This window comes from Reyranella sp., assembly GCF_044224635.1.
Lineage (GTDB): Bacteria > Pseudomonadota > Alphaproteobacteria > Reyranellales > Reyranellaceae > Reyranella.
The window spans coordinates 1-13,529 of record NZ_JBGAKA010000001.1 but is presented as its reverse complement, the minus strand read 5'-3'; the positions used below and the strand labels follow the sequence as shown (position 1 = coordinate 13,529).

General features: G+C 66.4%; 13 protein-coding genes and 1 pseudogene. 7 read left to right on the top strand and 7 right to left on the bottom strand.

The window, feature by feature from the left end:
* Nucleotides 1-23: 23 nt before the first annotated feature.
* Both ACILR9_RS00070 and ACILR9_RS00065 read right to left on the bottom strand, forming a co-directional pair.
* The gene (locus tag ACILR9_RS00070; RefSeq protein ID WP_395707834.1) at nt 24-1,736 is read right to left on the bottom strand and encodes a DUF4157 domain-containing protein; all 1,713 of its coding nucleotides are present in this window, start codon (nt 1,734-1,736) and stop codon (nt 24-26) included.
* A 187-nt stretch (nt 1,737-1,923) separates the two neighbouring features.
* Entirely contained in the window at nt 1,924-2,730 is an 807-nt protein-coding gene (locus ACILR9_RS00065; RefSeq protein ID WP_395707833.1) for a potassium channel family protein, read from the bottom strand.
* 119 nt (nt 2,731-2,849) lie between these two features.
* Here ACILR9_RS00065 and ACILR9_RS00060 point away from each other — a divergent pair, with 119 nt between their 5' ends.
* Genes ACILR9_RS00060 through ACILR9_RS00050 form a run of 3 tightly spaced genes read left to right on the top strand, consistent with a single transcriptional unit; the run spans nt 2,850 to nt 6,644 of the window.
* Nucleotides 2,850-4,127 (top strand): acyl-CoA dehydrogenase family protein, encoded by a 1,278-nt coding sequence (locus ACILR9_RS00060; RefSeq protein WP_395707832.1) that lies wholly within the window; start codon nt 2,850-2,852, stop codon nt 4,125-4,127.
* 2 nt (nt 4,128-4,129) lie between these two features.
* The gene (locus tag ACILR9_RS00055) at nt 4,130-5,068 is read left to right on the top strand and encodes an LLM class F420-dependent oxidoreductase (RefSeq protein ID WP_395707831.1); all 939 of its coding nucleotides are present in this window, start codon (nt 4,130-4,132) and stop codon (nt 5,066-5,068) included.
* 52 nt (nt 5,069-5,120) lie between these two features.
* The gene (locus ACILR9_RS00050) at nt 5,121-6,644 is read left to right on the top strand and encodes a long-chain fatty acid--CoA ligase (protein ID WP_395707830.1); all 1,524 of its coding nucleotides are present in this window, start codon (nt 5,121-5,123) and stop codon (nt 6,642-6,644) included.
* A gap of 196 nt (nt 6,645-6,840) precedes the next feature.
* On the opposite strand, the gene ACILR9_RS00045 is transcribed toward ACILR9_RS00050, so the two are convergent.
* Nucleotides 6,841-7,740: an alpha/beta hydrolase gene (locus tag ACILR9_RS00045; protein WP_395707829.1), complete on the bottom strand. Its 900-nt coding sequence runs from the start codon at nt 7,738-7,740 to the stop codon at nt 6,841-6,843.
* A 235-nt stretch (nt 7,741-7,975) separates the two neighbouring features.
* Between ACILR9_RS00045 and ACILR9_RS00040 the strand changes: the two genes are divergently transcribed.
* From ACILR9_RS00040 to ACILR9_RS00030, 3 genes are read left to right on the top strand one after another with little or no spacing between them, the layout of a single operon-like run.
* A complete protein-coding gene (locus tag ACILR9_RS00040) occupies nt 7,976-8,242 on the top strand; it encodes a type II toxin-antitoxin system ParD family antitoxin (RefSeq protein ID WP_395707828.1) in 267 nt (88 codons plus the stop codon).
* A 3-nt stretch (nt 8,243-8,245) separates the two neighbouring features.
* The gene (locus tag ACILR9_RS00035; RefSeq protein ID WP_395707827.1) at nt 8,246-8,602 is read left to right on the top strand and encodes a type II toxin-antitoxin system RelE/ParE family toxin; all 357 of its coding nucleotides are present in this window, start codon (nt 8,246-8,248) and stop codon (nt 8,600-8,602) included.
* Between the two features lie 60 nt (nt 8,603-8,662).
* On the top strand, nt 8,663-10,381 hold the full coding sequence (locus tag ACILR9_RS00030; protein ID WP_395707826.1) for a dihydroxy-acid dehydratase: 1,719 nt from the start codon (nt 8,663-8,665) through the stop codon (nt 10,379-10,381).
* A 33-nt stretch (nt 10,382-10,414) separates the two neighbouring features.
* Here ACILR9_RS00030 and ACILR9_RS00025 read toward each other — a convergent pair whose 3' ends face one another.
* The gene (locus tag ACILR9_RS00025; RefSeq protein ID WP_395707825.1) at nt 10,415-11,008 is read right to left on the bottom strand and encodes an RES family NAD+ phosphorylase; all 594 of its coding nucleotides are present in this window, start codon (nt 11,006-11,008) and stop codon (nt 10,415-10,417) included.
* Nucleotides 11,009-11,014: 6 nt separating this feature from the next.
* Complete coding sequence (locus tag ACILR9_RS00020) at nt 11,015-11,743, bottom strand: DNA-binding protein (protein WP_395707824.1); 729 nt, start codon at nt 11,741-11,743, stop codon at nt 11,015-11,017.
* Between the two features lie 465 nt (nt 11,744-12,208).
* Between ACILR9_RS00020 and ACILR9_RS00015 the strand changes: the two are divergent.
* A pseudogene (locus ACILR9_RS00015) lies at nt 12,209-12,369 on the top strand (MbcA/ParS/Xre antitoxin family protein); the annotation flags it as partial.
* Nucleotides 12,370-12,374: 5 nt separating this feature from the next.
* Here ACILR9_RS00015 and ACILR9_RS00010 read toward each other — a convergent pair.
* Complete coding sequence (locus tag ACILR9_RS00010; protein WP_395707823.1) at nt 12,375-13,169, bottom strand: PGN_0703 family putative restriction endonuclease; 795 nt, start codon at nt 13,167-13,169, stop codon at nt 12,375-12,377.
* 193 nt (nt 13,170-13,362) lie between these two features.
* Entirely contained in the window at nt 13,363-13,518 is a 156-nt protein-coding gene (locus ACILR9_RS00005; protein WP_395708167.1) for a WYL domain-containing protein, read from the bottom strand.
* Nucleotides 13,519-13,529: the final 11 nt, after the last annotated feature.

The following is a 13,529-nucleotide window of genomic DNA, read 5'->3' as shown; positions in this document are numbered from 1 at the left end:
GTCGCCTCAGGTGCCTCAGCGCGTCAGGCGATCGTGACCTTCGTCTCGTCGAAGTTCGTTCCGTCGCCGGCCTGCGCGGTGACCGTTCCCTTGGTCGCACCCGGAGTCAGCACGCCGGTGGCGGCGTCGATGGTGCAGCCCAGATCGGGGGCGTTGATGCTGAATGTCGGCGTCCCGCCGCCCTCGGCATCGACCGTGATGGTCGAGGTCGTGGCAGCGGGCGCGGTGCCGCCCGGCGGCGCCGGCGTGGTTGCCGGGACCGACGCGGGTGTCGCCTTGGCGTTACGGAACACGGTCGGCCCGGCGTAGGCTTCCTCGACCTCGACGTTGATGCCGGTGGCATTGGCGCTGGTAACCGCTTTCAACTTGCCGCTGCGATCCTCGATCGCCCGGCGGTGCGTCGTCGTCGCTACCGTGGCGCCGTACGTCCGGGCAGGAAAGTTCAGGTTGCGCAGGCTCTGGGTCACCGCGATCGCCTGCGGCAGGCGATTGGCCGGCGACTTGTTGGAGGCGTTGGCGACGAACGGCCGCGCGTCGGCCGTGGCATGGTCGAAGCCGACATCGTCGGTCGCGGCCATCTTGCCGGAGGAATCGAGGTCCCAGCCGTCGGTCGCCAGATCGGGGTCGTTGATGGTGATGTTGAATGTCCCGAGCTTTCCCGTGATGGTCAGATTGGTGCCGCTGCCAGCGGCGAACTTCTCGTTGACGTGCGCAAGCTCGAGCGCCGATGCGCTGCTGCCCTTGGGCGGCGCGAACGTATGGATGAAGCCGCCGCCGTAGGAGCCGGCGACGCCGAGCGCGGAGGCCGTGGTGGCGGTGATCTTGCCCGGGATGGCAGCGAAGTTGAAGCCGGCCGAGTGAGTGGTTGTGGTCGTGCCCATGGTCTGCGCCGCCTCGACGGTGGCGCTGCCGCCGGTCTGCTTGCTGTCGATCGCGATCGCTCCGGTCGCGTTGTTGATCTTGGTGCCGGTGGCGAGGATTGCGGTGCCGGCGGCAAGGGCGAGCGTCACACCCGTCGCATTGGCCGGATCGATGGTCGCCGCGAGACCATGGCCGGCGGGCGGCGGCACCGTCACGCGATCGTGGTTCACGCTGACGCCGTTCAAGGCGACCGGTTGCGCCGGTTGCCGGTAGATCGCGGGCGGCACGACGGTGGCCATGGCCGGCATCGCCATCGTCCCTTCCGCCACGGCTGTCGCGTGACGCTCCGCCGTGTCCGCCGGCGCGCTGATGCGCAGCTCGCCGGCCGGCAGCGCCGCGCTCCGCGGCAGGCTTGCCACATGCGCGAGCTCGTGCACCAGCAGACGGCGGCCGGCCGACGACCCTGGATCGAAGCGACCGGCGCCGAACACGATATGTCGGCCGACCGTGTAAGCCTCGGCCGCCACCGCATTCGCCGAGCTCGCAGCTTCCTCGTCAGCGTGCAGCCGCACGTCGCTGAAATCGCAGCCGAGCCGCTTCTCCATCTCGCTGCGCAGGCCGGCGGTCAGGGACCGGCCGGGCCGGCGCAGCACCTCGCGCACGCTCGCCGGCACCGCCGACGGACCGGGTCCGGCGGCGTGGCGGTGCAAGGCGGAGGCGCCGCCGTCGCCATCTTTCGCAATGATCGGGACGTCGGCGAGGCTTACGCCGGGCTTCAGCCCATCATGGGCGATCGTGTGAGCAGGCCGGTTGACCGCACGGCGCTTGCGGTTGAGCTCGGCCGGCCCGGCGCTCTTCCCTGCGTGAGTCTGCATCGCTGCGCTCCGCCCATGTTCGGACATGCACGCTAGCGGACCTGCAGAGGGACACACAATCGCCCCTGATGCATACTGTGCCACCCTTGGCGGGGGAGCAGGGCATTCGAATATGGGCGCTTTCTCCATTCTCTCCCCAACATTGTTGGGGAGGTGTCGCCGTCCTCGGCGACGGAGGGGCCATGAGTCATGATTCCATGACCCCTCTGCCCCGTAAGACGGGGTACCCAGCGAAGCTGGGAGGAGAATGAAAGGGGCGCCCATATGCGATCCGTGGAATGGGCGTAACGGACGAGTTTAAACTCTTCCGGGCCGCGACGTCGAGGGAGATCAGGTAGGCCAGCAGGGTCGCCGGGTAGAGCTGGCCGATGATCGCCTCGACGTTGCACAGGCTGCGGGCGATCGGATTGACCGGGACCACGTCGCCGAAGCCGACGGTGGTCAGGGTGATGAAGCTGAAATAGACGAAGTCGCTCGGCAGCGGCAGCTCGTCGGTTGCCGCCATGCCCCTGAACGAGCCGGGAAGGATGAAATCGACCAGCGTGTAGAGCCCCACGAACAGCAGCCCGATGGCGAGATAGAGCAGCACGGCGCCGATCACTCGATGATACGTGATGCGTCCCGGCGAGATGACGGCGCGGCCGACCACCCAGATGATGACGGCCGCAATCAGCAGCCGGCCCAGACCTTCGAGGAGGATGTCGACGCTGGCCGCGCCGCCGCGCAGATGGAGCATGAGCGCCACGGCGTTGAGGCCGATCGCCAGGACGAGGCAGAGCACCGGCACCACGCTGCGCGACAGGAAGAGAAGGCCGAGCGCCAGCAGGGTGAGCAGGCTGGCGCGGAACGGCCGGACGTTGAGCAGGTGGGCCGCATCGAGCGGCGCCACGATGAACAGGTCGAGCAGCAGGAGCGGCGTCAGGCCTGCCAGAACCCAGTCGCGCCAGTGGTCGGGGGCCTCATTGGCGAGCGTTGTCAGTCTCTTGAAAGGCATGGCAGGCGCGACCTTTCCTGCCCACCCTTGGTCTTGTCAATTGCCCGCCTGCCGGCATTGCCCGATTGACCCGGTCCGCCGGGTCTGTAGGGATGGACCAGGAAAAACGAGGAAGCCCGATGAGACAGAAAGCCGCCACCGTTCCTGCCGCCGCGCGGCCCGACCTCGACGCCGAGCTCAACAACCTCGCCATGTCGAAGGCGGCCCAGCCGCTGTTCGACGCGGTGAAGAAGCACATCGACGAGAACGTGGCCCCGATGGCCGACGAGTTCTATCGCCTGGGCGAGAGCCGCAAGGATCCCTGGAGCTGGGCGCCGGGCCAGCTCGAGCTGCTCGAGGTCGCCAAGAACAAGGCCAAGGCGTCGGGTCTGTGGAACTTCTTCCTGCCCAGCCACAACGAGATCGGGCGCGGCCTCACCAATCTCGACTACGCCTACATCGCCGCCGAGCTCGGCAAGCAGCCGCTCGCCTCCGAGACGCTGAACTGCTCGGCCCCCGACACCGGCAACATGGAGGTGCTGGAGCGCGTCGGCACGCCCGAGCAGAAGGAGAGGTGGCTGAAGCCGCTGCTCAACGGCGAGATCCGCTCGGCCTTCGCCATGACCGAGCCGGGCGTCGCCTCGTCCGACGCCAAGAACATCTCGACGCGCGCCGAGCTGGTCGGCAACGAATGGGTGATCAACGGCGAGAAGTACTACATCTCCGGTGCCGGCGATCCGCGCTGCAAGATCATGATCTGCATGGTCAAGACCAGCCCCGAGGCCTCGCCGCAGTTCCAGCAGTCGCAGATCCTGGTGCCGAAGGACACGCCAGGCGTCCACATCCTGGGCCCGATGCACGTGTTCGGTCACGACCACGCGCCGCGCGGCCACATGCACATCAAGTTCGACAACGTGCGCGTGCCGGCCGAGAACATCCTGCTGGGCGAGGGCCGCGGCTTCGAGATCTCGCAGCTCCGCCTCGGTCCGGGCCGCATCCATCACTGCATGCGCTCGATCGGCCAGGCCGAGAAGGCGCTCGACCTGCTGGTCAAGCGCGGCTCCAAGCGCGTCGCCTTCGGCAAGCCGCTGATCCAGCTCGGCAAGAACCTCGAGACGGTGTCGCGCGCCCGCATCGAGATCGAGGCGATGCGGCTGATGGTGCTGAAGGCCGCCAAGGCGATGGACGTGCTGGGCAACCGCGAGGCGCGCGTGTGGGTCAGCATGGTGAAGGCGATGGTGCCGGAGAAGGTCTGCACCATCATCGACCAGGCGATCCAGATCCACGGCGCCACCGGCATCTCGCAGTGGACGCCGCTCGCCGAGATGTACGTCAACCAGCGCCACCTGCGCTTCGCCGACGGGCCGGACGAGGTCCATCACATGGTGGTCGGCCGCGCCGAGATGAGCCGGCACTGACCATGCGCTACGGTTTCTACCTGCCGACGCGCGGGCCGACGGCGACGCGCGACGGCATCCTGGCGCTCGCCCGCGAGGGCGAGCGGCTGGGCTTCCACTCGGCGATGATCGCCGACCACATCGTCTTCCCGGTCGAGAGCCAGTCCGAGTATCCCTACACCGTCGACAAGAAGCATCCCGGCGGCGGCGACGCCCTCGAGACCTTCTCCATCCTGGGCGTGGTGGCCGGCGCCACCGAGCGCCTGCGGCTCGTGACCTCGGTGCTGGTGCTGCCTTATCGCAACCCGGTGCTGACCGCCAAGATGGTGGCGACGCTCGACGTGCTGTCGGGCGGCCGCGTCACCCTGGGCGTCGGCGTCGGCTGGCTGAAGGAGGAGTTCGAGGCGCTCGACAGCCCCGACTTCGAGCATCGCGGCGCCGTGACCGACGAATGGCTGGCGATCTTCAAGCAGCTGTGGTCGACCTCGCCCGCCACCTTCAAGGGCAAGTTCTACGACTACGTCGACATACGCTGCGAGCCGTTCCCGCTGCAGAAGCCGCATCCGCCGATCTGGGTCGGCGGCCATTCGCGCGCCGCGCTGCGCCGCACTGCCCGTCACGGCGACGGCTGGCATCCGGTCGGCGCCATCGCCGCCTCGCCGCTGCCGCCGCAGGAGATGCGCGCCCATATCGATACGCTGAAGCGGCTGTGCGATGGCGAGCGCCGTGACTTCGGCAAGCTCCTCATCTCCTACAAGGCGCCGCTCTACGATGTCGGCATTCCCGATCGCGACGGCACGCGGCGCAGCTTCTCGGGCAGCCCCGACGACATCGCCGGCGACATCCGTTCTTTCGCCGCGATCGGCGTGCACGAGCTGATCTTCGATTGCCGCGGCGAATCGATCGCCGGCAGCATCGAACGCCTGCAACGCTTCGCCGCCGAGGTGATTCCGAAAGTTTGACTCATTTTCCTCCCCCGTAATCGGGGGAGGAACGATATTGGAGGACTCGCGCATGACATCGGGTATCCCCGCGGAAGACTGGATCGCCCATCACGCCCGCTTCGCGCCGTCGTCGGAGGCGGCGCACGATCTCGCCTCAGGCCGGCGCTTCACCTATGCCGAGATGGACCAGCGCGTGAGCCGCGCCGCGCTGTGGCTGCGCAACGCCTTCAACGTCCAGCCCGGTGACCGCGTCGCCGTGCTCAGCATGAACGACAGCGACGTTTTCGAGCTGCAGTTCGCCTGCCGGCGACTCGGTGCCGTCTTCCTGCCGTTGAACTGGCGGCTCGCGGTGCCGGAGCTCGAGTTCATCTGCAAGGACGCCACACCCGTCGCGCTGGCATATGGCGACGAGTTCACAGATGCGGCGCTGCAGGTGGCGAAGCTCGCATCCGTGCCGCACACCGCCAACCTCGCCAACGGCAAGCCGAGCGCCTACGAGACGGGCCTCGCCAAGGCAAGCGGCACGCTGGCGCCGCCGGCGCTCGACCTCGCCGACACCTGGACGGTGATGTACACTTCCGGCACGACCGGCCGGCCGAAGGGCGCGCGCATCACCTACCAGATGTGCGTCTTCAACAGCGTGCATTGCGCCATGACGGTGGGGCTGACGGCGCGCACCAAGAACCTGGTGTTCCTGCCGACCTTCCACACCGGCGGCCTCAACGTCTACGCCAACCCGACCTTCCACACCGGCGGCTGCAACGTCGTGCTGCGGAGCTTCGATCCCGGCCGCTTCCTCGGCCTGATGACCGACCGCGAGCTCGGCCTCACCGACCTGCTGGGCGTGCCGACCAACTTCCTGATGCTGGCCCAGGAGCCGGGCTTCGCCTCGGCCGATCTGTCGCACATCCGCTCGATGGGCGTGGGCGGCGCGGCCTCGCCGCTGTCGCTGCTCGAGACCTACGGCCGCAAGGGTATCGCCCTGCGCCAGGGCTGGGGCATGACCGAGACCGGCCCGATGGGCCTTTTCCTGTCGGCCGACAAGGCGATGGCGAAGATCGGCTCGTCCGGCCTGCCGCCGCTCTACGTGCGCCTGAAGATCTGCGACCCCGACGGCAATCCGGTGGTGCCGGGCGAGACCGGCGAGCTGATGATCAAGGGGCCGAACGTGACGCCGGGCTACTGGAACCGGCCGGAGGCCAACCGCACCTCGTTCACGGCGGACGGCTGGTTCCACACCGGCGACGCCGCGCGCCAGGACGAGGACGACTACTACTATATCGTCGACCGCTGGAAGGACATGTTCATCTCGGGCGGCGAGAACGTCTACCCGGTCGAGGTCGAGAACGTGATCTACCAGCTCGACGGGGTGCTGGAGAATGCCGTGATCGGCGTGCCGCACGAGAAGTGGGGCGAGGTCGGCCGCGCCTTCGTCGTGCTGAAGCCGGGCGCCAACCTCGACGAGGGGGCCGTGCTCGAGCATTGCGGCACCCAGCTCGCCCGCTTCAAGGTGCCGAAGGAGGTCCGCTTCCTCGACGAGCTGCCGCACAACGCGACGGGCAAGGTGCTGAAGCACCAGCTGCCGCGGAGTTGAGCGTCGAAGAATCCCTCCTATGAAAATAGGGGAGGGCTACCGCCCCTATTTTCACGGCATCGTGGGGCGCGCCGAGCGGGCGTGCTGGTTGTCTCCCCCGCCGTACGCAGGGCATTCGCATATCGGCGCGCTTTTCATTCTCCTCCCCAGCGAAGCTGGGGAGGAGAATGAGAGTGCGAGTGAGCTTTGGACAGAGTCAGCCCTTGAGCTGGCGGGCGATGAACTCCTTGGCCACGTCGCGTGCCTTGTCGGTCTGTGGACCCGGTTCGGCAACCCATTCGTGGACGCTGTTCTCGAACAGGCGATAGTCGCACTCGCCGCCGGCCGCCCGGTAGGTCTTGGCGAAATTCTCCTGCATCTCCGGCAGCACGTTGTCGTCGAGCGCGCCCTGCATGATGAGGAACGGAACCAGGGTGACCTTTTCCTTGCGCTCGAGGATCTCCTGCGGGTTGCCTTCGTGGATCGTCTCCCAGGGCGAGAAGAACACCTTGTTGTTCCTCATCATGCCTTCGTTGTTGCGACGTTCGGCATTCTGGTAGCGCGCAAAGGTGTTGCTGACCGGCGAGCGCATCATCACGAAGGAAACCGTGGCGTCGATGTCCGGCGCCGCGGCAAGCGGGATGGCGCTGTAGCGCGGGTCGCGTGGGCGCATCGCCAGGAGCTGCGCCACATGGCCGCCGCTCGACGAGGCGTAGACGCCGAGCCTGGAGACGTCGCCGTTCCAGGTTGCGGCATTCACCTTGAGCCAGCGCACGGCGTAGTTGGCATCCTGCACGCAAGCCGGATAGGGGGCTTCGGGGGCAACGGTCAGGTCGACGGCCACGACGAGAAGACCGCTCGCCGCCAGCGCGCGATCCATCGGCTCCTCGGCAAGACGGTCCTTCCTGTTCCATGCCCCGCCGTGCAGATCGAGAAGCGCGGGGAAGGGTCCAGGTCCCTTCGGCTGGTAAATCCTGGCTATCAGCATCCGGCCGGCCGCGTTGCGCCGCATCTCGACCTCGCTGACGACGAGATCGAAGCGGCCATTCGGATCGTAGACAGGTGGCCCGGCGGCATGGGAAGCGGCCGGCAGGCCCACTGCGCCCGCGGCAGCCATCCCTTTGAGAACATCGCGCCGAGGTGAATCTCCCCTGTCCATGCAACGCCTCCTCTTGAGCCGAATCGGTCAGGACGACAATAACCCATGCCCGGCGTAAAGGGTGGTCACAATCCCGCTCGTCGGCACGCCATCTGTGGCGGACGGCCGATCCCATGATCCGGACGCTGCCGGCTCCAGAAGACTGGCAAACTTTGCCAACCATGATAAGTTCAGGACCCGCTTGGAGACCTGCATGCCCACGCGCAATGTCAATCTCACGCCCGACCAAGACGCTTTCGTCGAAAGAATGGTCAAGGCCGGCAAGTATCAGAATGCCAGCGAAGCGATTCGCGATGCCCTGCGCGGTCTGCAGCAGCGGTGGAAGGAGGACGAGCTGAAGCTCACCCTTCTGCGGCGGCAGATCAAGGCTGGGGTCGACGCCCTCGATCAGGGCGCATTCACCGAGATCGACGACGCCGACCTCGACTCGAGCTTGGATCGGCTGGCCGAATCGCGGTGAACGGTGGCGCGTTATCGGCTTGCGGCTCCTGCGAAGGCCGACATTCAGTCGATACTGCGTACCAGCGAGACCAGGCACGGCGCCGAGGCCCGGATCCGATATCGCGGCCTCCTTGCCGCGGCGATGCGCCGGGTTGCTCGTGATCCCTTTGGCGCTTCGACGCTGGATCGGAGCGATCTCATGCCCCGGCTTCGCAGCCTTCATATCCAGCACGGCCGCAACGAGAGTCGCGAAGCGCCGGTCGCCGCGCCGGTTCACATCGTCTTCTATCGCGTGGCCCGTCCCGATCTGATCGAGGTGGTACGCGTGCTGCACGAGCGAATGGAGCCGAACCTGCATCTGGTGGTTCGAGGCGAGTGAGCGGTACACCCGTCCGCCCGATCGGCTAACCTGCGGCAACCCAACCAGGCGGAAAACAGGATGACCCAGGACAGCAGCACCTATTGGAAGAAAGCGCGCGTCGAGCTGCGCGCTGCCGGTTTCGAGCCCGACCGCGCGGCCGACGCCAGCGCCATCGTCACCATCGCTTCTGCCTGGACCAATGCCCATCGCTGCAACAACCGCGTGCGCTCGATCGCCGACCTGCTGGTCGAGATCCTGGCCGAGCGCGGCGGGCAGGGGCTGGTCGTGGGCGCGCCGGCGGTGTCCGACGCGCTGACCCAGGGCACGCCCACCGCCGGCTACAGCCTGGTGTCGCGCGACGTCGTCGCCGATTGCTTCGAGATCGGCCATTACGCCCATCATGGCGACGCCATGATCGTCATCTCCGGCTGCGACAAGACCGGCGCCGCCGCACTGATGCCGCTCGCCCGCACCAACGCCTTCGGCCTGGTGCTCTATCCCGGCACCAGCTCGCCCGGCCGCGTCGATTTCGGGCCGTGGGCGGCCAAGGGCACCAACCTCACCATCATGGACTATGCCGAGGGCCGTGCCGCGCACGAGGCCGGCCGCATCTCGACCGAGGAGCTCAGCGCGCTCGAGCGCAACGTCATGCCGGGCAGCGGCACCTGCGGCGCCATGTTCACCGCCAACACCATGAGCACCATCGCCGAGTCGATCGGCATGATGCTGCCGCGCGGCGCCTCGCATCCCGCCGACTACGATGCCAGGAGCGACATCCACGCCGATGTCCGCGCCCAGGCGCACGCCAGCGTCGACGCGCTCTACCGCCTGATGGCGGCCGGCACGCGTCCGCGCGACGTCATGACGATGCGCGCCTTCGAGAACGCCATCACCACCGTCTACGCCATGGGCGGCTCGACCAACATGTACCTGCACCTGCTCGCCATCGCCCGCCAGGCCGAGGTGCCGCTCACCATCGAGCGCATCCAGGCAATCGGCGAGCGCGTGCCGCTGCTCGGCAACCTGCAGCCGCACGGCCCCTATGCGATGACCAGCCTGCACGGCATCGGCGGCGTGCCGGTCGTGATGAAGGAGCTGCTGCGTCACGGCTTCCTGCACGGCGATGCGCCCACCGTCACCGGCAAGACCGTGGCCGAGAACCTCGAAGCGGTGCCGACCCTCGACCAGCTCGGCAAGCAGGACATCGTCCGCCCGGTGAGCAACCCGATTGCACCGCCCAACAATCACATCAGCGTCCTCAAGGGCAACCTGGCGCCCGAGAGCTGCGTGCTGAAGCTCTCCGGCAAGACCCTGGAGAAAGGCGAGTTCCGCGGCACCGCGCGCGTCTTCGACTCGGAAGCCGACACGATGAAGGCGATCCGCGCCGGCGAGATCAAGCCCGGCACCGTGATCGTGGTGCGCAATGTCGGTCCGGTCGGCGGCCCCGGCATGCCCGAGATGGTGATGCTCACCATCCAGCTGCAGGGGCGCGGGCTCGGCGAGGACGTCGCCCTGATCACCGACGGCCGCTTCTCCGGCGTCAGCCACGGCATCCTGATCGGCCACATCTCCCCCGAAGCCGCCCGCGGCGGCCCGATCGCGGCAGTGCATGACGGCGATACGATCGTCATCGATCCGGGCAAGCGGACTCTGACTCTCGAGATCCCGGACGCGGAGATCGCGCGGCGCATGGCGGCGTGGAAGGCGCCCGACGCTGCCGGCCGGATGCGGCTGGGGTCGGTGCACGACAAGTACGTCCGGCTGGTGTCGTCGGCGCATCTTGGATGCGTGCTGTGAAGCCTCGACCGCGCAAACCCGAGAGAGGGCGTGCTATGCGAGGCTGATTTTGTACCTGTCGAGCAGTCGTCCAAGAGTGACAGAATCTGCCATCCAGGCGGTCGACGCGTCGGTGACGATTAGCGCATCGTCGGCGCGCTCGAAGAGGGCGCAGCACAGGGCGCTGTCGTCGTGCCGCGAGCGATACTCGATACCGTCGAATCGCGCGGGGTGCTCGTGGATGGCGCGGCTCCAGGCACGTGGCAGATCGTAGGCGTTTTCAGGGCCGTGCGTGACCTGCGCCGTAGCGCCGAGCGGGACCAGATGATGGCTGTGCAGGGGAACGAGCTGCAGGGCGCGGGCCAGCTCGAGGTGGGCACAGCCGCGAGAGGCGAGGTCGTTGCGATCGAGCAGGGTCGGCACAGGAAAGCGAAGAAACGTTTCGACGAAAGCGCCGGCCTGCGCATGGGCAGCATAGAGGACGCCGTACTCGCCCTCGGGATCGTCGAAGCGATAGCGTCGTGCCTTGCCGAAGTGTCGCGCGTCCTGCGAGAGACGATGAGAGCGAAAGAGGAGGCTGCCCTGCGCGATCTCGATGCTTGGCACATCCCTGTGCGCGAGATCGGGCAGCGGCTCGGCGTGCGCCACGACGAATCAGGACGCACCGTGCTCGCCCAGGGCGGCCGCGGCTTCGATCACGGGCTCGATGTCGGCGAGACGGAGCGCGTCGAGGGGACGTTGGTCCGCCAGTCGCTCGTTCGCGGACAGGAAGAAATGAAGACGCGTCCAGGGACCCGTTGCCTCGAACGCCGCCATGACCCGCTCGAAACCTGGCAGCACGTGGCCCTCGAGGATTTGCCAGCGCGGATAACGCCAATCGTTGCTCCCGCTCGGTACCGCGAGGAGCGCGCCCTTTCGCCGGCGCTTGTCGACGGCCTGTCGCGTGATGCCGAGCAGATCGGCAATCTCCTGGGCGCTCGCTGTCCCGCCCTCGGCGTCGACGAGCGATTTCCGCTGGGCCGTTCCCCGCGCGATCGCGCCGGCCAGAGGATCGCGTGCCTCCGTGGCCAGCACCCTCGCCATCTCACTCGATGCGAGAAAGCTGACCAACGAAGAGACGTCGTCGGGGGCGGCCAGCGCTTCCAGGGCAGCCTGCTCGCTGGCCTTGTCGACGAGCCGAACGATCGCAGCCGTCGCCTTGTCCCGTAGCACATCCCGAGGCGTTCGCTCCCGTCCCTCCTGGCCCAGCTCCTCGTCCAACAGGCGCTGGAGATCGGCATCGGAGATCTCGGGGACGTCCGCCTGTCTCGGAGCCTGCTCGGTCCCGCGCCTCGAGCCACGGGAGTATCTCTTTTCGGGCGACACCAAATCGTCGAACGTCACACCAATGGCAATCGGACCACCCTCCTCGTAACTCGTCCCACGTTTCGGACCGGCGATACGAGCTTGCGCGGCAAGGGCTCTGTCGAGCAGGGCGGAAAGTTGACTGGCGGGAACGCAAGCCCAGACCCTCTGTTCGCTCGAAGCCGGGAACGAGGACCCTCCGAGCTTCAGGAATCGGACACTGAGTCCAGCGGCCTTGCTCTTGGCTGCGAGGACAGAAGTCCTCGAAGAGGGGATGGAGACGTCCGCTTGAGCTTGCTCGGCCATCAGTCGGACCCTCTAGTTGACGAATTACCAATATGGTGACTACTGGTCCAATGTCAACTGAGGCGCATTCCTCAGAGCATTTCAGCCATTTGGTACATGTGTGACGTAGAATGGCGCACTTGGGAGCTTGCGCCTCAAGGCATTCGGTGTCCGGCTCGCTTTCGGAAACGAAGGCTTCAGCCGGTGCCGGTAGACTGCGTGATTGATCGTGTCTCGGATTGGGTGCGGGCGGCAGGGACCGGGCAATGGCTTGGTATCGCACGGAACCAATCCCTGCACTCGGCGGCCGGACCGCCGAATCCCTTGTTGAGGAGGGCATGGCGGACGACGTTCATGACTATCTCGATCGGTTGACCGTGAGCGTCTACGGTGCAAATCGCTCCATTACCGCCTTCGCATGGATGCCTACAGGGTCCGGCGGGCTAGGCCAACTGCTGAGCCATTCGCGATAGCTGATCGCGTGGAAGCCAACTTCGGCATCTTTCACCGCCTCTGCGAAGCGCTGGACCTCAGCGCGGTGCTGTTGGAAAGAGGTAGGAGGAATAGGCTTTGCGGCAAGAGAGGCGGGCTCAGCAAAAATGTAGAGTAGCATCGGCGTTTTTTGCTTCCGTTTGCCATCAGTGACGAGTCCGAAGGCGTGCTTTATCAGCTGCGTCGCGTCGAGAAACTCAAATTTTTCCCTGCCGGCGCGAAGCGCGTCACGCATTACTTCGAAAGGCCCCATCTTCGAGCCCCAAACGTTCCGATTGTAGGCATCGGAAAGGGAAGGCGCCTTGGTGCCGCGAAAGGGCTCGAACCGTTTCGATTCAACTCCGATAAGCTGGTGTTCCGTCTCGATGACGGCGTCGAGCCAAGGGTGTCGGCCCCCGCTCCAGGGAAATCGGGCGCAATACTCGACTTCCACCATCAAGGGAGCGTCGCCCGCCCTCATGCCAGGCAGAGGCGGTAGGGATTCACGCCGTTCAACGAACCAACCGAAGACGTTTACAGCGAGAGCCGCGGAACTCTCCGGGCTCATGAGCTTTCCGCTTTTCACCTCGTTGCCGCCCGCTTTGGCTAGGCGGGCGAGAACGTGGGCTCGAGGTACACCGGGCAGGAGGTCGATCTTCATGGATGCATTGTCAGTCAAAATGAGCGGATCAATATCGGGTGTGGCCATGGCACTCAGACTGTTTTTGTAGCCCCTTTAGGAGGCTAGTTTAGCCAGCTTCGATCAGGAGGCAACATAGGGGTTGTAGAACGATGATGAAATTAGCGTGGTGTCCTAACGGACTGAAGAGTGCCGCCATTGCTTCGTCGGCGGGCCGACACATCTTGGAACGAGGGGGTGCCAATATCGGTCATGGGCACCTTCACTCCGCACCCGGAAGGCGGAACTTCCGGTGCCTCAGCGCCCGCCCCATCAGCTGCTTCAGCTCGGCCGGCTCCAGCACCTCGACATCGGCGCCCCAGGTGTAGAGGTGCCAGCACATCTCCATCAGCCCGCCGGCGCGGAAGCGCACGATCACCGAGCCGTCGG

Coding starts and splice junctions, on each gene's coding strand:
- ACILR9_RS00030 (WP_395707826.1), top strand. CDS start 8,663: ATGACCCAGGACAGCAGCACCTATTGGAAGAAAGCGCGCGTCGAGCTG.
- ACILR9_RS00055 (WP_395707831.1), top strand. CDS start 4,130: ATGCGCTACGGTTTCTACCTGCCGACGCGCGGGCCGACGGCGACGCGC.
- ACILR9_RS00070 (WP_395707834.1), bottom strand. CDS start 1,736: ATGCAGACTCACGCAGGGAAGAGCGCCGGGCCGGCCGAGCTCAACCGC.
- ACILR9_RS00045 (WP_395707829.1), bottom strand. CDS start 7,740: ATGGCTGCCGCGGGCGCAGTGGGCCTGCCGGCCGCTTCCCATGCCGCC.
- ACILR9_RS00065 (WP_395707833.1), bottom strand. CDS start 2,730: ATGCCTTTCAAGAGACTGACAACGCTCGCCAATGAGGCCCCCGACCAC.
- ACILR9_RS00060 (WP_395707832.1), top strand. CDS start 2,850: ATGAGACAGAAAGCCGCCACCGTTCCTGCCGCCGCGCGGCCCGACCTC.
- ACILR9_RS00050 (WP_395707830.1), top strand. CDS start 5,121: ATGACATCGGGTATCCCCGCGGAAGACTGGATCGCCCATCACGCCCGC.
- ACILR9_RS00040 (WP_395707828.1), top strand. CDS start 7,976: ATGCCCACGCGCAATGTCAATCTCACGCCCGACCAAGACGCTTTCGTC.
- ACILR9_RS00010 (WP_395707823.1), bottom strand. CDS start 13,169: ATGGCCACACCCGATATTGATCCGCTCATTTTGACTGACAATGCATCC.